Here is a 16,618-nt window from a genome sequence, read left to right on the forward strand (position 1 = left end):
GAGATCTTGAAATGTTCGACTGGATGGTCTGGACCACCCCGGTGGCCGTGTTCTTCATCTGCATCGTGCTCATGCTGGCCGGCATGACGGTGTGGGAGCTCAAGTCGCCGACCACGCTGCGCCGCGGCTGGCTGCCGATCGCCACCACTCGCGGCGACCGGCTGTTCATCGGCCTGCTGTCGGCGGCCTACGTCAACCTGGCCTTCGTCGGCCTGGCCGACAAGCTCCAGGCCTGGTTCAGCCTCGAGGCCGAGCCCTCGGTCTGGATCAGCTTCGTGCTGTCGATGGCGCTGCTCGCGCTGATCCTGCGCAAGGGCTGAACGCGGCGCGCCTTCTTCTACCACAACGAATCCGGCTCTCCGCCTCCCCGGAGCCGTGATCGACAAGACCGGGGAAGCAATCGACCGAGGAGACACGTTCATGAAGATGCGCTACACAGCGTTGGCGTTGGCGGCTGCGATGTTCGCCGCGCACGGTGCGTCGGCCGGGGAGGCCGAGAGCCAGGAAATGGATCGACAGCGAATTCCAGCCTTCGACCTTGTCAAAGGACAAGCAGGCGGAAGAGATGAAGTGGTTCATCGAGGCCGCGAAGAAGCTGCAGGGCAAGGGCGTGAAGGAGATCTCCGTTGTGTCCGAGACGATCACCACGCACGAGTACGAATCGAAGACCCTGGCCAAGGCCTTCGAGGAGATCACGGGCATCAAGGTCAAGCACGACCTGATCCAGGAAGGCGACGTGGTCGAGAAGCTGCAGACCTCGATGCAGTCGGGCAAGTCGATCTACGACGGCTGGATCTCCGATTCCGACCTGATCGGTACCCACTACCGCTACGGCAAGATGATGAACCTCACCGACTACATGGCCGGTGCGGGCAAGGAGTGGACCAACCCCGGCCTGGACGTCAAGGATTTCATCGGCACCAAGTTCACGACCGCGCCCGACGGCAAGCTCTACCAGCTGCCCGACCAGCAGTTCGCCAACCTCTACTGGTTCCGCGCCGACCTGTTCGATCGCAAGGACCTCAAGGACAGGTTCAAGGCCAAGTACGGCTACGACCTGGGCGTGCCGCTGAACTGGAGCGCCTACGAGGACATCGCCGAGTTCTTCAGCAACGACGTGAAGACCATCGACGGCAAGCCGATCTACGGCCACATGGACTACGGCAAGAAGGACCCGTCGCTGGGCTGGCGCTTCACCGATGCCTGGCTCTCGATGGCCGGCACCGCCGACATCGGCAACCCGAACGGCATGCCGATCGACGAGTGGGGCATCCGCGTGGCCGACGACAAGTGCACGCCGGTGGGCGCGGCCGTGTCGCGCGGCGGTGCGACCAACTCGCCCGCGGCCGTCTATGCGCTCACCAAGTACATCGACTGGATGAAGAAGTACGCGCCCAAGGAAGCCATGGGCATGACCTTCGGCGAGTCGGGCCCGGTGCCGGCGCAGGGCCAGATCGCGCAGCAGATCTTCTGGTACACGGCCTTTACCGCCGACATGACCAAGAAGGGCCTGCCGGTCGTCAACGAGGACGGCACGCCCAAGTGGCGCATGGCGCCCGGCCCGAACGGCCCGTACTGGAAGCAGGGCATGCAGAACGGCTACCAGGACGTGGGCTCGTGGTCCTTCTTCAACGGCCATGACGCCAACAAGACCGCGGCCGCCTGGCTCTACGCCCAGTTCGTGACCTCGAAGTCGGTGTCGCTCAAGAAGACCATCGTCGGCCTGACGCCGATCCGCGAATCGGACATCCAGAGCAAGGCGATGACCGACCTGGCGCCCAAGCTCGGTGGCCTGGTCGAGTTCTACCGCAGTCCGGCGCGCGTGGCATGGACCCCGACCGGCACCAACGTGCCCGACTACCCGAAGCTCGCGCAGCTGTGGTGGAAGAACGTGGCCGAGGCCGTGACGGGCGAGAAGACCCCGCAGAAGGCGATGGACAACCTGGCCGACGAGATGGACAACGTGATGGCCCGCCTGCAGCGCGCCGGCATGGCCCACTGCGCGCCCAAGCTCAACCCGAAGGGCGATCCGAACAAGTGGCTCAGCGACCAGCACGCACCGTGGAAGAAGCTGGCCAACGAGAAGCCCAAGGGCGAGACCATCGACTACAACAAGCTGCTGTCGGCCTGGAAGGACGGCAAGGTCCGCTGATCGGCGGACCGCGAGGGATGTGACCGCAGGGGCCGCGCCGCGAGGCGCGGCCCCTTTTTTGCATGCGCGCAGGACATGCGCCCCTCGGGCCTACGAGTCCTCGTACGCCGCGCGTCGTCGGTTGGCCGCATCCTTTCGATGCATGACCTATGGCAGATGCGCGATGCCGGGGCATCGCGTACATTCGACGGCCCTTCGAACCGCCCACCCGTGAATTCCAGCTTGTCCAGCCCTTCCGAGGCCGCCGCGCCCCCCATCGCCAAGCGCGTGCTCGTGATCCACTATTCGCAGACCGGCCAGCTCGGCAGCGTCGCCGAGCGGATCGTGGCGCCGCTGCGCGACGACCCGGCGATCGCGGTGCACGTGGAGACGCTGCGGCCGGTGCGGCCCTTTCCGTTCCCCTGGGGCTTCATCCGCTTCTTCGACGCCTTCCCCGAGACCGCGCACCTGAAGCCGCCCGCGCTGCAGCCGCTGGCGCTCACGGGCGAGGAGGACTTCGACCTCGTGATCCTGCCCTACCAGGTGTGGTTCCTCGCGCCCTCGCAGCCGATCACGGCCTTCCTCAAGCACCCGGTGGCGGCGCGGCTGCTCCAGGGCAAGCCCGTGGTCACGGTGATCGCCTGCCGCAACATGTGGCACCTCGCGCACGAGAAGCTCAAGGGCCTGCTGGCCGCCATCGATGCGCGGCTGATCGACAACGTGGTGCTGACCGATCCGGGCCCCACGCTCGCGACCTTCTTCACCACCCCGGCCTGGCTGGTCTGGGGCCGCAAGCGCGGCTTCTGGGGCATGCCAGACGCGGGCCTCGAGCCGGGCCAGATCGCGCGCACCGTGCGCTTCGGCCGCGCGCTGCGCGATGCGCTGCACCAGGGGCTCGAGCGCGGCAGCGCGCCGCTGCTCGCGGGCCTGGGCGGGGTCAACGCCAATGCGCAGCTGCTGGTCAGCGAGAAGGCCGGCACGCGCAGCTTCTTCCTCTGGGGCAAGCTGCTGATGGCCGCCGGCGGCCCCGGGGCCTGGCAGCGCAAGCCGCTCTTGGTGCTCTACGTGCTGTTCCTGCTCGCGCTGATCGTCACCGTGGTCCCGGTGAGCCTCACGCTGCAGGCGCTGCTGCGCCCTCTGCTGCGAGGGTGGCTGACTAGAATGACCGCCCATTTCGAGTGGCCCTCCGGCTCGGCCACGGACCGTTCCCATCTCTATGACGACTGATGTCTTCCTGACCCGCACCGCCGCCTTCCTGCCTTTTGCTCCGGTCAGCAACGAAGACATCGAAGAAGTCCTGGGCCGCGTCGGCGATCGGGTGTCGCGTGCGCGACGCCTGATCCTGCGCAGCAACGGCATCCAGTCGCGCCACTACGCGATCGACCGCGCGACCGGGCTGCAGGCCATGAGCAATGCCGAGCTCACCGCCGCGGCGATCCGCAACCTGGGCACGCCCGAGGAACTGGGGCGCATCGACTGCCTCGTCACCGGCACCTCGATGCCCGACCAGCTGATGCCCAACCATGCGGTGATGGTGCACGGCGAGCTCGGCTGGCCGCGGCTCGAGGTGGTGGCCTGCGCGGGTATCTGCCTGGCCGGCGCCACGGCCCTCAAGCACGCCTGGCTCTCGGTGCGCGCGGGCGATGCCGAGCGTGCCGTGGCCACCGGTTCGGAGCTGGCGTCGCCGCTGATGCGCGGCTCGCGCTTCGAGGCCGAGATCGAGCACCGCATCGACCTGCTCGAGACCCATCCCGAGATCGCGTTCGAGAAGGACTTCCTGCGCTGGATGCTCTCGGACGGCGCGGGCGCGGTGCTGCTGGAGCGCGCGCCGCGCGGGCCGCTGTCGCTCAAGGTCGAGTGGATCGATCTCTCCTCGGCCGCGCACGAGCTGCCGGTGTGCATGTATGCCGGCGCCGACCGCAATGCCGACGGCAGCCTCACCGGCTGGGCCCGCACCGCGCCGCGCGACTGGCATCGCGACTCCACCTTCGCGATCAAGCAGGACGTGCGGCTGCTCAACGAGAACATCGTGCGCGCCACGCTCGGCGAGCCGCTTGCGGCCATCGTCGAGAAGCGCGGCCTGCGGCCCGATGACGTGGACTGGTTCCTGCCGCACCTGTCGTCGAGCTACTTCATGGAACCGGTGGCGCGCTGCCTCGAGCAGATGGACTTCGCGATTCCGCGCGAGCGCTGGTTCAGCAACTTGGTGCAGAAGGGCAACACCGGCTCCGCCTCGCCCTACATCATGCTCGACGAGCTGTTCCGCTCGGGCCGCATCCGGCCCGGCCACAAGCTGCTGATGTTCGTGCCCGAGAGCGGCCGCTTCTCGAGCGGCTTCATCTACCTCGAAGCCGTCTGACACGAAGCCGATGGTGAAGGAGAGACGCTGACATGGACCTCGACGCAGTTCCCCAGGAAGGCAATGCCACGCTCGCGGGTCACGCGAAGCTGATGTACGCGCGCGATGCGCAGGGCCGCGTGGTCACGACCACCTCGCGCGGCTGGGAGGCCGAGGAGATCGTCACCACCCATGCGGTCGACGCGCTGGTGGCGCAGGCCGCGGCCGCGCGCGAGCGCGTGGCGCAGGGCCTGGCCTCGCCGCTCGAATACTGGATGTACGACCGCCGCATGGACGTCGCGCTGCTGTCGCAGACCAGCGGCTTCTGGCAATGGCGCGTGCGGCGCCACCTGCAGCCGCGGCACTTCGCGGCGCTCTCCGGGGGACCGGCTCGCGCGCTATGCGCAGGCGCTGGGCCTGTCCGTCGCCGCACTCAAGGAACTGCCATGAATGCCATCGCCGCACCGGTTGCCGACGCCGGCTTCCGCCACAGCCAGGCCGCCCACTGCGAGAGCGGCGTGATCTCGAGCCTGATGCGCCACCACGGCGTGCCCGCGATGACCGAGAGCATGGCGCTGGGACTGTCCTCGGGGCTGTCGTTCGCCTACCTGCCGTTCATCAAGCTCTCGGGCCTGCCGCTGATCTCCTACCGCATGCCGCCGCGCGCGATGATCAAGGGCCTGCTCGCGCCGATGGCCGCGCGCTTTTGCTTCGAGACCTTCCGAAGCCCCGAGGACGGCCAGCGCCGGCTCGACGCGCTGCTCGCCGACGGCCACCTCGTGGGCCTGCAGACCTCGGTCTACTGGCTGCCCTACTTCCCGCCCAACATGCGCTTCCATTTCAATGCGCACAACCTGCTGGTCTACGGCAAGGAGGGCGACGAGTACCTGATCAGCGACCCGGTGTTCGAGGAGCCGGTGCGCTGCGCCAGCGCCGACCTGGCGCGCGCGCGCTTCGCCAAGGGCGTGCTCGCGCCCAAGGGGCTCATGTACTACCCGCAGGCGATCGAGCGCAAGGCGGTCGACGCGGGCGCGGTGCGCAAGGCGATCCTGAAGACGGTGCGCAACATGCTCGCGCCGGTGCCCATCGTCGGCGTGCGCGGCATGCGCACCCTGGCCGGCCGCATCGCGAAGCTCGCGCCCGCCGATCCGCGCACCGTGGCCTTCGTCGGCCACCTGGTGCGCATGCAGGAGGAGATCGGCACCGGCGGCGCCGGCTTCCGTTTCATTTACGCGGCCTTCCTGCAGGAGGCCGCGGCGCTGCTCGGCAAGCCGCAGCTGCTGCAGATGTCCGACCGCCTCACGGCCATCGGCGACGACTGGCGCGCCTTCGCGCTCAAGGCGGCGCGCATGGTCAAGGGGCGCGAGGCGGTCGATCCGGCGAAGCTCGCGGCGCTGCTGCGCGAGCAGGCGCGGCGCGAGGAGAGCTTCTTCCGCGACCTCAAGGCCGCCGTGTCCTGATGCTCGAACTGCAGGGGCTGAGCCACCGCTACCCGCACGCCGAAGCACCCGCGCTCGACGCGGTGTCGCTGGCCGTGCCGCGCGGCTGCGTGCTCGGCCTGCTCGGCCCCAACGGCGCGGGCAAGACCACGCTGATCTCGCACCTGTCGGGCGCGCTCGCTGTGCAGTCGGGCCAGATCCGCATCGATGGCGTGCCGCTCGCGCAGGTGCGCGCGCAGGCGCCCACGCGCATCGCGGTGGCGCCGCAGGACCATGCCTTCTATCCGATGCTCACCGTGGCCGAGAACCTGGCCTGCTTCGCGGCCGCGGGCCGGCTCGCGGGCGCGCGCCGGCGCGAGCGCATCGCGGCCTGCCTCGCGTTCGCGCAGCTCGAGGCCTTCGCGGGCACGCGCGCCGAGCGGCTCTCGGGCGGTCTCAAGCGCCGGCTCAACCTCGCGATCGCGCTCCTGCCCGAGCCCGAGCTGATGCTGTTCGACGAGCCCACCGTCGGCGTCGATCCGCAGTCGCGCGCCTTCGTGCTCGACGCCATCAAGGGCCTGGCGCGCGCGGGCGCGGCGGTGATCTATGCCTCGCACTACATGGAGGAGATCGAGGCCATCGCCGACCGCGTGGCGATCCTCGACCATGGCCGGGTGCTGCGCGAGGGTTCGCTCGAGGCGCTGCTGTCGAAGAACGCGATGCTGCTCACGCTGGCGGCCGAGGGGCTCGATGCGCGGATGCTCTCGCGCTTCGGCACGGTGGAGCAGGGCGGCGTGCACTGGCGCATCCACCTGCATCCGGGCACCGGCCCGGCCCCGGTGCTGGCGGCGCTCGAGGCCGCGGGCATCGAGGTGCGCCACGCCGAGTTCGGCCGCCACGACCTCGAGCAGCTGTTCATGGCGCTCACCCACCGCTCGCTGCGGGACTGACGACCGATGCTCCGGGCCCTCATCAAGAAGGAACTGCTCGCGCTGCGGCGCGACATGCACGGCCTGGCCGCGCTGTTCCTGATGCCGATGATCTTCATCGTGCTGATGTCGCTGACGCTCAAGGACATCTACCGCCCGCCGCTGGCCGCGCTGAACTACGCGGTCGACGTGCGCGACGACGGCACGCCCGCGCAGTGGCTGCTGCAGCAGTGGCGCAAGGCGCATGGCGCGCCCGAGCCTCTCGGCGCCGACTGGCAGGCACGGCTGCGCCGCGGCGAGCTCAAGTACGTGATCGTGCTGCAGCCGGGGCTGTCGGACGAGCTCGAATCGGTGGCGCTGTCGACGCGCCCCTACATCCAGCTGCTGACCGAGCCCGGCATCGACAGCAACCTGCACAACGCGCTGCGCGCCGAGCTGGTCGGTGCCTCGGGCGAGCTCAAGGCGCGGCTCGCGCTGCAGGTGCCGGGCACCGCGGGGCCGGCGCAGGGCGCGTCGATCCAGGCGCTGGTGCAGGCCGAGCGTTTCGCGAGCAGCGGGCCGCGGCCGACCTCGGTGCAGCAGAACGTGCCGGCCTGGCTGGTGTTCGGCATGTTCTTCGTCGTGGCCTCGCTCTCGAGCCTGCTGGTGCAGGAGCGCGGCTCGGGCGCGCTGGGCCGGCTGCAGAGCCTGGGCGTGTCGCGCGCCATGCTGCTGGCCTCGAAGGCCTTGCCCTATCTCGCGGTGAACGCGGTGCAGGCGGCGCTGATGCTGGCCGCGGGCATCTGGCTGATGCCGCTGATCGGCGGCGATGCGCTCTCGCTCGCGGGCATCGACTGGGGCGCGCTGCTGGTCGCGCTGGTCGCGGTGAGCCTCGCGGCCGTGAGCCTCTCGCTGGCATTGGCCTGCGCGGTGCGCAGCCATGCGCAGGCCGCCACCATCGGGCCGATGGTCAACGTGCTGATGGCGGCCGCGGGCGGGATCATGGTGCCCAAGTTCGTGATGCCGGGCTTCATGCAGCGGCTGGTCGAGCTCTCGCCGATGAACTGGGGCCTCGAGGCCCTGCTGACCGTGCTGCTGCGCGGCGGCGGCGTGGCCGACACGCTGCCGCAGGTCGGGCGGCTCGTGGTGTTCGCGGCCGCCATGTTCGTGCTCGCGGTCTTTCTCTTTCGCAGGCGCACGCCATGAACCCCGTCACTCCCGAATTCATCGCCCGGCTCAAGACGCTGGTGCTCGAGGCCGTCGAGAAGGAGCCGCCGCCCGGCGGCCTGTCGGACGACGAGGCCCTGTTCGGCCCCGAGGCCCGGCTGGACCTCGACTCGCTCGATGCGCTGCAGGTGTCGATGGCGATCCAGCAGGCCTTCGGCGTGCGCATGCCCGACAGCAAGGAGACGCGCCGCGCGCTGAGCTCGGTGGCGCACCTGGCCGAGCACCTGCTGCGCGAGCGGAAGGCATGAACGCGCGATGAGCGATGTGTACCTCGGCGGCGTGGGGCTGGCCTGCGCGCTGGGCGACGACCTGGACGCGGCGCTCGCCAGCCTGCGCGCGGGCGGCGTGCGGCCCGTGCCGGTGGCCGTGTCGGCGCAGGCGCAGTGGCCCGTCTACAAGCTGTCGGCGAGCGATGGCGGCTGGGACGAACGCGTGCGCCGGCGCGTGCGCGCGGTGGTGGCGCAGGCCGATCGCGCGGGCGGCGCGGTGTCGCGCGACGCGCCGCTGTTCGTCGCCTCGTCCTCGCTCGACATCGGCCACATGGAGCACGAGAAGGAGGACCGCCGGCTCGGCGGCGACCTGCTCGACTTCGCCGAGATCGTGGCCGGCGCGCTCGGCTGGCGCGGCCCGGTATTCACCGTGTCGACGGCCTGCACCTCGGCGCTCAACGCGATCCTCGCGGCCTCGGACTTGCTGCGCGGCGGCGGGGCCGAGGAGGCGCTGGTGCTCGGCGCCGAGCCCGACAACCGCTTCACCGTGGCCGGCTTCGGCGCGATGCAGCTGCTGTCGCCCGATGGCGCGCGGCCCTTCGGCGCCGGCCGCGACGGGCTGGTGCTCGGCGAGGCCTTCGCGGCGCTGCAGCTGCGCACGCGGCCCGCGCGCTGGCGCGTCGCGGGCGGCGCGAACATCGTCGACGGCAGCAATCCCGCGGGCAACGAGGCGGGCGCGGTGCGCGCCGCGTGCGAGGCCGCGCTCGCGCAGGCCGGGCTGCGGCCGCGCGACATCGGCCTGGTCAAGGTGCAGGCCGCGGGCAGCCCCGGCAACGATGCGGTGGAGGCGCAGGCGCTGCGCGCGCTGTTCGATCCGCTGCCGCCGCTGGTGTCGTTCAAGACCGCGATCGGCCACACGCTCGGCGCTTCGGGGGCGGCGGAGCTGGCCCTGCTGACCGGCTGCATCGCGCACGGCGTCTGGCCGGTGGCGACGCATGCGCCCGACGAAGCGCTCGGCCTGGCGCTGAGTGCCTCGGCACCGCGCGGGCTGCGGCATGTGCTGTTCAACGTGCTGGGCTTCGGCGGCGGCCATGCGGCGCTGGTGCTCGAGGATGCGGGGGAGGGCGCGCGGTGATCGAAGGCTGGCGCATCGTCGCGCACGTCGGTGCCGATCCGGGTGCCGGACGACTGGCACGCGCAGCTCGTGCAGCGGCTCGGCTACCGGCCGCGCCGTGTCGGCAACTGGACCGAGCTCGCGATGCATGGCGCGCTGCGCTGCATCGACGCGGCCGGCGAGGCCACGCTGCCGGCCGGCGCGCGCCTGCGCGTCGGCAGCCGGCGCGGGCCCTGGGCCGCGACCTGCGCCGGGCTCGAGCAGCTCGATGCGGGGCTCACCATGCCCTTCACCTTCATGCAGAGCCAGCCCGCGCTGGCACTGGCCGAGGTCGGCCGCTGCCTGGGCTGGCGCGGCGACGGCAGCTTCGTGCTGAACCGCGATGCGGCGCAACTGCTGCGGCTGGTGGTGCACGGCGCGGGGCCCGACGGCCTGCTGCTGGGCCAGGTCGAGGAGGCCGGCGGCGCCTTGTCGATGCGCTCGGAATGGTGGCGGCTGCTGCCGGCCTGAGAGACCGGCGGCGCGTTCAGCCCGCGATCGAACGGCGCAGGTTCTCGCGCGCGCGGGCCTCGAGCAGGGCGTGCATGCGCGGCGAGGCGTAGATCGCCTCGCGGTCAAGGAAGCGCTGCAGGATCTCGCGCCGGCGCGGCAGGCGAATCTCGAGCGGCACGAAGGCGTATTCCCGTCCGACCTGCGTCTCGTACTCGTCGAAGCGCGCGCGCTCGGCGCCGAGGATCGAGAGGTCGATGTCGATCAGCAGTTCGGCATCGCGGCCCTCGGGCACGGCATCGTGGCGCGTGGCCATCACGAGCTCGTGCACGCGCTGCGCCGCGTCCTCGCCGGCCTCGAAGCGGCGCAGCGCCTCGAGCGCCCAGGCGGCGCTGCGTGCCTCGTTGTCGTGCGCATGGACGTCGTAGACCGCGTCGTGGAACCACAGCGCGAGCGCCACTTCACCGGGCCGCTGCGCGGCGGCCTGCTCGCGCTCGAACCAGGCCAGGCACTCGCCGAGGTGCTGCAGCGTGTGGTAGTGGCGCTGCGGCTCGGCGTAGCGGCGCTGCAGTTCGTCGCACAGCGCATCGCGTTCGGGCGTGCCGGGTTGCGCGATGCCGAGCGCGCGCCAGGCGGCGTGCCAGTTGGCCCGCAGGGCCGTGCGCGACAGGGGCGTCATCGCGTGGCCCTCACTGCGGCAGCGGCATCGGTTGCCGCGGCGACGAGGCGGGCGGCAGCGGTTGCGACGGGGTCGGCTCGGTCGGCGTCGATTGCAGGGGCAAGGGCATCGGCTGCGCATCGAGCCTCGGCTGCGAGCGCAGCGGCGGCTGGTACTGCGGCGCGGGGGCCGGCGCCAGCACCGGCTGCGGCGCCGGCGCATAGCCCATCGCCGCCTTGACCTCGTTGCCGAGGTCGAGCACCGACATCGCGTAGTAGCTGCTCCAGTTGTAGCGCGTGATCACGTAGAAGTTGCGCGTGCCCGCCACGTAGGTCGGTGCGGCGTTGACGCCGTTCTGCAGCTCGATCAGCGCGAGCAGGCCCTTGTGCCGGATGCCCTCGCCCTCGGGCACCGCGCCCGCGGCCACGAAGCTGTCGGCGCTGAAGCTCGGCAGGATGTCGGGCGCCAGCAGGATGTCCTTGCGCAGCCGCGACTCGTCGAAGCGCACCGGGTAGATCGCGGGCATGCCCGGCTGCCAGCCGAAGGCCTTGAAGTAGCTGGCCACCGAGCCGATCACGTCGGCCGTGTTGTTGACCAGATCGATGCGGCCGTCGCCGTCGAAGTCGACCGCGTACTTGGCGATGCTGCTCGGCATGAACTGCGGCATGCCCATCGCGCCCGCGTAGCTGCCCAGCGGCACCATCGGATCGTCGGCGGTGCGGCTCTCGGTGCTCAGGAAGCTCTCGAGCTCGCCGCGGAAGAAGGCCTGCCGCTCGGCCGCGCGCGGATGGCCCTGCGGGAAGTCGAAGGCCAGCGTGGCGAGCGCGTCGATGACGCGGAAGTTGCCCATGTTGCGGCCGTAGATGGTCTCCACGCCCACGATGCCCACGACGATCTCGGGCGGCACGCCGTAGGTGGCCTCGGCGCGCGCGAGCAGGTCGGCGTTGGCGCGCCAGAAGCGCACGCCCGCGGCGATGCGCGTGGCGTCGATGAAGCGGCTGCGGTAGACCTGCCAGTTCTTCACCGTGCCCACCGGTCCCGGCAGCATCAGCCGCGGCACGTTGGGCAGGAAGCGCGCGCTGCCGATGGTGGCGCGCACCCATTGGCGGTCCAGGCCGCGGCGCGCCGCCACCTCGTCGGCGAAGCGCATCGCGTCGTCGCGCGTGGCGTAGGGCGTGCTGCCGACCACGGCCTTGACCGCGGGGCGGGGCTGGGCCGCGGCCTGCGTGGCGAACCCGGCGGCACAGGCGGCGCAGGCAGCGAAGAGGGCGAGGGCGGCGGCGCGGACCGGTTGGTGCCGCGAGGAAAGGGAGGATCGCATCGGCCGATTGTGCCGCCCGGCCGCGAGAGGGCCGGCGGGCGACACATGTGGTTGCGTTCAGCCGGGCTGCAGTCGTGCGGGCCCGGCCTTGCGCGCGGGCCATGGCAGGCGACGGAACTCGGCGCGCAGCGCGGCCGGCGTCTCGGGGCCGGCCGGTGCATAGCGCTGGGCCTCGAGCTTCAGCAGCCAGTCGCGCAGCGGCGCGCTTTGATCGGCGCCGAAGAAGGCCTCGGCCAGCGCCGCCATCTGGCGCGGCGGCGCGGTGTCGGGCACCGCGAGGCCGGCCTTCGCGAGCCGCGCGCGCGCACGGCCCAGCAGGCGCAGCCAGGGATCGTGCTGGCTGCGTTCCCACAGCGTCCAGAGCGCGCCGGCCAGGCTCGCGCCCACCAGCAGGTAGAGCAGCACGTAGGCCAGGTCCTCGAGGCTCGGCGCCGTGAAGCCGATGTTCTTCAGCAGGTCGAGCTGGCGGCTCTGCGTGTAGTTGAGCACCCACTGGTTCCAGCCGTTGTTGACGGCCTCCCAGGCCGCGCGCAGGTTCTGCGCGAAGGTCGGGCTCATCGCGATCACTGCGCCCGCGAACAGGCCCGGCGGTTGCACGAGGCGCATCGACTGGCCGACGCGTCCGGCGCCACCGCGCCCGTGGGATCGACGCGCACCCAGCCCTTGCCGGCCTCCCAGACCTCGGCCCAGGCATGGGCGTCGCTCTGGCGCAGCACCCAGTAGCCGTCGATGCCGTTGAGTTCGCCGCCCTGGTAGCCGGTGACGATGCGCGCGGGCACGTTCATGCCGCGCATCAGCACCACGAAGGCCGAGGCGATGTGCTCGCAGAAGCCTTCCTTGCGATCGAACCAGAACTCGTCGGCGGTGTTGTCGCCGTAGACGCCGGGCTCGAGCGTGTAGCTGTAGCCGCCGGTGCGCAGCCGCTGCAGCACCGCCTGCACCAGCGCGGGCGTGGCGGCACCGGCCAGCGCCGGGTCGGCGAGCATCTCGCGCGCGAGCGCCGCGGTGCGCGGGTTCGATGCGGGCGGCAGCGCGAGGTAGGCGCGCAGCGAGTTCGCGCTGGTCGCGGGGCCGCTCTCGAAGCGCGTGTAGCTCTGGGCGCGGTAGCGCACCAGGTCCGACAGCGGCCGGTTCACGAACCATTGCAGGTCCGAACTGCCCGTGACCTCGTAGCCCGGCAGTTCGGGTGCGCGTGGTGCGGCGTCGAGCGTCAGCAGCCGGGGACGGTTGCTGGGCTCGAGCGTGACCTCGTAGCCCAGCGGCTCGCCGCTGGTGCGCAGCTCGGAGCCGGCCGCGCCACGGCGCCAGGACGGCAGCGCGGTCCATTCGCGGCCATCGAACTGCGCGAGCACCGGGCCGCGGAAGTAGAGCTGGCTCTGCGGCGGCGCGCGGTTGCCGTCGAACTTGATGCGTGCCGCCACGCGCTCGTCGAGGGCGAGCTCGGCGATGGTGCCCACGCGCATCGTGTTCGACAGCCCGCTGCGGCCTGCCATCGCGTCGGTCGGCGTGCCCCACAGCGGCGCGAGCCGCGGGAACAGCAGGAACAGCGCGAACATGATCGGCGCGCCCGCGAGCGCCATCCAGCCGGCGGTGCGCGCGGCCTGCGCGAGCGGAGGCCGGCCCACCGGCATGTGGGCGTTGACCAGCGCGGTCAGGAGGCCCAGCAGCGCGAGCAGCATCGTGACGGCGGTGGCGAGCGACTGCGAGTGAAGAAAGTTCGTGAGCATCGCGAAGAAGCCCAGGAAGAAGACGACGAAGGCGTCGCGGCGGGCGCGCAGCTCGAGCGTCTTGAGTGCGAGCAGGATCACGATGAGGGTGACGCCGGCGTCGCGGCCCAGCAGGGTGCGGTGGGTGGCGAAGGTGGCGGCTACTGTCACCACGAGCAGGGCGATGCGCCACCAGCGGGAGGGGAGGGGTCTGGATTGGACGGCCAGGGGTGCCGCGCCAGATCAGGACCGCTGTGGTGAGGGTGGTGCACCACCAGGGGAGGTTGTCTACCTGGGGGAGGATGATGAGGGCGATGACTGCGAGGAGGAAGAGGGTGTCTCTTGTGTCTCTTGGCAATGTCGCCATTGTTAGCTTCTTCATGAAGTTGGTTTCTTATGAAGGCTGTTGGCCGGGTCTCGCCCCGGCGGGCGAGTCACTTTCTTTTGCTTCGCCAAAAGAAAGTAACCAAAAGAAAAGGCGACCCCACTGTCTGCGACCCCTTCGCTGCGCTACGGGGCAACCTGCGGTGCTCGCGTTTCGCGGGGTCTCGCAGAACTCGCTCCACTGCGTTCCGCTCAGACAGCTGCGAGCCCTTATCCGCGAAACGCTGCGCTCCTCGGCGCAGCCAGAGGGGGTGGGTCGGGCCTTTGCTTCGCTCGGCCTTGGAATGCCGCTCGGGCCATCGCTTCGCTCGGCTTCTTGTTCCCTCTCCCTCTGGGAGAGGGTTAGGGTGAGGGCACCGGGCCTTACCAAGGGTCTGACGGTATCCATCGCCCAGTGCCCTCACCCCAGCCCTCTCCCAGAGGGAGAGGGAGCAAGACCGAAGCCGAGCGAAGCGATGGCCCGTTGGGTATCCGAGGCCGAGCGAAGCAAAGGCCGATCACCCCCCTCTGGCTGTGCCGAGGAGCGCAGGGAAAGCGGGATAAGGGCCGCAGCTGTCTGAGCGGAACGAAGTGCAGCGAGTTCTGCGGACCCCGCTTTCCCCGAGCACCGCAGGTTGCCGCAGCGAAGCGGAGGGACACAGACAGCGGGGTCGCCTTCTTTTGCTTACTTTTCTTGGCGAGACAAGAAAAGTGAGTCGCCCGCCGGGGCGAGACCCGGCCAACGCCCTGCCGCACAAGGAGCAAAGCCAAGAACAACCCAAGAAGTCGAACATAGAGCCAGCATCTCCAGACAAGCCCTCCGATGCGCCTCCCCTTGCGAAGGCTTCAACACCCACCGCCAACACGAACCCCATAGTCCACCCCCAACCGATCCGCCATCAACACCCAGGCACACAACCGAGAAACCCGCCCTTCGACATCAGCCAACCCAGTAGCCTGCGCATCCAGCCAGAGCTCCTCGCGTTGCGTCTGCTGAGCATCCCGACTCACGAACTCCTCGGACCCGCAGCCAACGCCTGAGCCGCCTTCTTCCAGACCACCAGCTTCAACGGATCCCTTCGCCGATAAGCCCGCACCCCGTCATACTCCCCAGCCCCCAGAGCACGCACGACGGAAGAAACAGCCGCAGACCCGACAACGGTTCCCCCGCAGGCAAGGGCGGCGGATGCACCTCAGGCGCCGGATAAACAAGCATCCGCGAAGCCGGCCGCCACACCGTCCAAACCCGAAAGGTACCCAGCGGAAACCGTGTCTCCGCCGTCAGCGCAGGCACCGGATGCAACCCCCTTCGCTCCGGCAGAAAAGCGATCTCCACCGTCGAGCTGCCCTGCGCCGGCACATCGGTCCAGGCCCATTGCCCGCTGCCGCGCACCGCCATCCGATCCCGTAGCGCACCCCGCGCCGCGCGTTGTGCAGCACCACCCGGAACACCGCCGCGCTCCCCGCGTAATGCGCATCGGGCGGCATCAGGTGCATCGCCAGCCCGCGCAAGGTGCCGTGGCACACGTGCATGCCCACCGCCACGCTGCCCGCGAGCAGGAAGGTCAGCAGGTAGCCGAGGTTGAGCTGGTAGTTGATCGACGCCACCAGCAGCACCAGCAAGGTGAGCGCCAGGGTCCAGCCGGCGCGCGTGGGCAGGATGTAGACGTTGCGCTGCGTGAGCTCGAGCATGTCCGACGGCGGCCGGCGCGAGAGGAACCAGCCGTCGATGCGCGAGCGGATGGCGCCGACGGCGTTCACGGCAGCGGCACCGCCGCGATCATTGCCCGCACCTGCTCGACCGCGCCGCGGCCGGCATCGCCGACCGGCGTGAGGCGGTGCGCCACGGTCTGCGGCAGCACGGCCTGCACGTCGTCGGGCGCAACATAGTGGCGGTTGGCCAGCAGGGCCTGGGCCTTGGCGGCGCGCAGCACGGCGATGCCGGCGCGCGGCGACAGGCCCTGCAGGAACCAGCGGCCGAGCGGGTGGCGGCGATCAGGTCCTGCACGTAGTTCAGCAAGGGCTCGGCCGCGTGCACCTGCTGCACGCGCTGCTGCAGCGCGGTCAGCTCGCCGGGCGTGAGCAGCGCGGGCAGGGTAGCCAGCATCTCGCGGCGGTCGATGCCGGACAGCAGCTGGCGCTCGGCGGCGCGGTCGGGGTAGCCGAGCGAGATGCGCATCAGGAAGCGGTCGAGCTGCGACTCGGGCAGCGCGAAGGTGCCGAGCTGGTCCTGCGGGTTCTGCGTGGCGATCACGAAGAAGGGGGTGGGCAGGGGGGCGGGTCTCGCCCTCGATCGTCACCTGCTTCTCCTCCATCGCCTCGAGCAGCGCGCTCTGGGTCTTGGGGCTGGCGCGGTTGATCTCGTCGGCCAAAGCACCTGCGAGAAGATCGGGCCCGGATGGAACACGAAGGCCTGTTGGCCGCGGTCGTAGATCGCCACGCCCGAGAGGTCGCCCGGCATCAGGTCGGCCGTGAACTGCACGCGCAGAACTGCAGCCCGAAGGTGTGCGAGAGCGCATGGGCCAGGGTGGTCTTGCCGACCCCGGGCACGTCCTCGATCAGCAGGTGGCCGCCGGCCAGCAGGCAGGCCACGCAGTCGCGCACCTGGGCCTCCTTGCCCACGATCACCGTGTTAAGCTGGCTCAGCAAAGTGGCAAGCTTCGCGGCAACGTCCATATTTGTATCCATATGCAAACGATACCGTAAGACCCGGCAGCCCCGCGCCGCGTGAGGTCT

10 protein-coding genes and 5 pseudogenes are annotated in these 16,618 nt (G+C 70.4%); 10 read left to right on the top strand and 5 right to left on the bottom strand.

Annotation, left to right across the window (positions count from 1 at the left end):
• Positions 1-11 precede the first annotated feature (11 nt).
• The 10 genes and pseudogenes from ACHMXE_RS22915 (at position 12) to ACHMXE_RS22960 (ending at position 9,855) form a co-directional block, all read left to right on the top strand.
• Positions 12-320: a DUF2160 domain-containing protein gene (locus tag ACHMXE_RS22915; RefSeq protein WP_395351471.1), complete on the top strand. Its 309-nt coding sequence runs from the start codon at positions 12-14 to the stop codon at positions 318-320.
• Positions 321-420: 100 nt separating this feature from the next.
• Positions 421-2,152: pseudogene (locus ACHMXE_RS22920) on the top strand (ABC transporter substrate-binding protein).
• Positions 2,153-2,374: 222 nt separating this feature from the next.
• Positions 2,375-3,358: a dialkylrecorsinol condensing enzyme gene (locus ACHMXE_RS22925; RefSeq protein ID WP_395351473.1), complete on the top strand. Its 984-nt coding sequence runs from the start codon at positions 2,375-2,377 to the stop codon at positions 3,356-3,358.
• Positions 3,348-4,490 carry a beta-ketoacyl-ACP synthase III gene (locus tag ACHMXE_RS22930; protein ID WP_395351475.1) on the top strand — a complete coding sequence of 381 codons (1,143 nt, stop codon included), beginning with the start codon at positions 3,348-3,350 and terminating at the stop codon, positions 4,488-4,490. Before ACHMXE_RS22925 ends, ACHMXE_RS22930 begins: the two co-directional genes overlap by 11 nt.
• Before the next feature lie 32 nt (positions 4,491-4,522).
• Positions 4,523-5,929 (top strand): BtrH N-terminal domain-containing protein, encoded by a 1,407-nt coding sequence (locus tag ACHMXE_RS22935; protein ID WP_395351477.1) that lies wholly within the window; start codon positions 4,523-4,525, stop codon positions 5,927-5,929.
• The gene (locus ACHMXE_RS22940; RefSeq protein WP_395351479.1) at positions 5,929-6,837 is read left to right on the top strand and encodes an ABC transporter ATP-binding protein; all 909 of its coding nucleotides are present in this window, start codon (positions 5,929-5,931) and stop codon (positions 6,835-6,837) included. The genes ACHMXE_RS22935 and ACHMXE_RS22940 overlap by 1 nt, the downstream gene beginning before the upstream one ends.
• Positions 6,838-6,843: 6 nt before the next feature.
• On the top strand, positions 6,844-8,001 hold the full coding sequence (locus tag ACHMXE_RS22945; RefSeq protein WP_395351481.1) for an ABC transporter permease: 1,158 nt from the start codon (positions 6,844-6,846) through the stop codon (positions 7,999-8,001).
• Positions 7,998-8,270 (top strand): phosphopantetheine-binding protein, encoded by a 273-nt coding sequence (locus ACHMXE_RS22950; protein WP_209543276.1) that lies wholly within the window; start codon positions 7,998-8,000, stop codon positions 8,268-8,270. The genes ACHMXE_RS22945 and ACHMXE_RS22950 overlap by 4 nt, the downstream gene beginning before the upstream one ends.
• A gap of 7 nt (positions 8,271-8,277) precedes the next feature.
• Entirely contained in the window at positions 8,278-9,366 is a 1,089-nt protein-coding gene (locus ACHMXE_RS22955; protein WP_395351483.1) for a beta-ketoacyl synthase N-terminal-like domain-containing protein, read from the top strand.
• Between the two features lie 30 nt (positions 9,367-9,396).
• On the top strand, positions 9,397-9,855 hold the full coding sequence (locus ACHMXE_RS22960; RefSeq protein WP_395351485.1) for a hypothetical protein: 459 nt from the start codon (positions 9,397-9,399) through the stop codon (positions 9,853-9,855).
• A 16-nt stretch (positions 9,856-9,871) separates the two neighbouring features.
• On the opposite strand, the gene ACHMXE_RS22965 is transcribed toward ACHMXE_RS22960, so the two are convergent.
• From ACHMXE_RS22965 to ACHMXE_RS22985, 5 genes and pseudogenes are all read right to left on the bottom strand, one after another.
• Positions 9,872-10,513: an N-methyl-D-aspartate receptor NMDAR2C subunit gene (locus ACHMXE_RS22965; protein ID WP_395351487.1), complete on the bottom strand. Its 642-nt coding sequence runs from the start codon at positions 10,511-10,513 to the stop codon at positions 9,872-9,874.
• 205 nt (positions 10,514-10,718) lie between these two features.
• A pseudogene (gene mltB / locus ACHMXE_RS22970) lies at positions 10,719-11,813 on the bottom strand (lytic murein transglycosylase B); the annotation flags it as partial.
• A 57-nt stretch (positions 11,814-11,870) separates the two neighbouring features.
• Positions 11,871-13,901, bottom strand: a pseudogene (locus tag ACHMXE_RS22975) (transglutaminaseTgpA domain-containing protein).
• 771 nt (positions 13,902-14,672) lie between these two features.
• Positions 14,673-15,643: pseudogene (locus ACHMXE_RS22980) on the bottom strand (DUF58 domain-containing protein); the annotation flags it as partial.
• A pseudogene (locus tag ACHMXE_RS22985) lies at positions 15,640-16,558 on the bottom strand (AAA family ATPase). The pseudogenes ACHMXE_RS22980 and ACHMXE_RS22985, both read right to left, overlap by 4 nt.
• Positions 16,559-16,618: the final 60 nt, after the last annotated feature.

It is taken from the genome of Variovorax sp. UC122_21 (assembly GCF_044056785.1).
Taxonomy (GTDB): domain Bacteria; phylum Pseudomonadota; class Gammaproteobacteria; order Burkholderiales; family Burkholderiaceae_C; genus Variovorax.

Excerpts from the sequence above, each read along its gene's own strand:
- ACHMXE_RS22915 (WP_395351471.1), top strand. The coding sequence starts at position 12 with ATGTTCGACTGGATGGTCTGGACCACCCCGGTGGCCGTGTTCTTCATC.
- ACHMXE_RS22930 (WP_395351475.1), top strand. The coding sequence starts at position 3,348 with ATGACGACTGATGTCTTCCTGACCCGCACCGCCGCCTTCCTGCCTTTT.
- ACHMXE_RS22935 (WP_395351477.1), top strand. The coding sequence starts at position 4,523 with ATGGACCTCGACGCAGTTCCCCAGGAAGGCAATGCCACGCTCGCGGGT.
- ACHMXE_RS22940 (WP_395351479.1), top strand. The coding sequence starts at position 5,929 with ATGCTCGAACTGCAGGGGCTGAGCCACCGCTACCCGCACGCCGAAGCA.
- ACHMXE_RS22945 (WP_395351481.1), top strand. The coding sequence starts at position 6,844 with ATGCTCCGGGCCCTCATCAAGAAGGAACTGCTCGCGCTGCGGCGCGAC.
- ACHMXE_RS22950 (WP_209543276.1), top strand. The coding sequence starts at position 7,998 with ATGAACCCCGTCACTCCCGAATTCATCGCCCGGCTCAAGACGCTGGTG.
- ACHMXE_RS22955 (WP_395351483.1), top strand. The coding sequence starts at position 8,278 with ATGAGCGATGTGTACCTCGGCGGCGTGGGGCTGGCCTGCGCGCTGGGC.
- ACHMXE_RS22965 (WP_395351487.1), bottom strand. The coding sequence starts at position 10,513 with ATGACGCCCCTGTCGCGCACGGCCCTGCGGGCCAACTGGCACGCCGCC.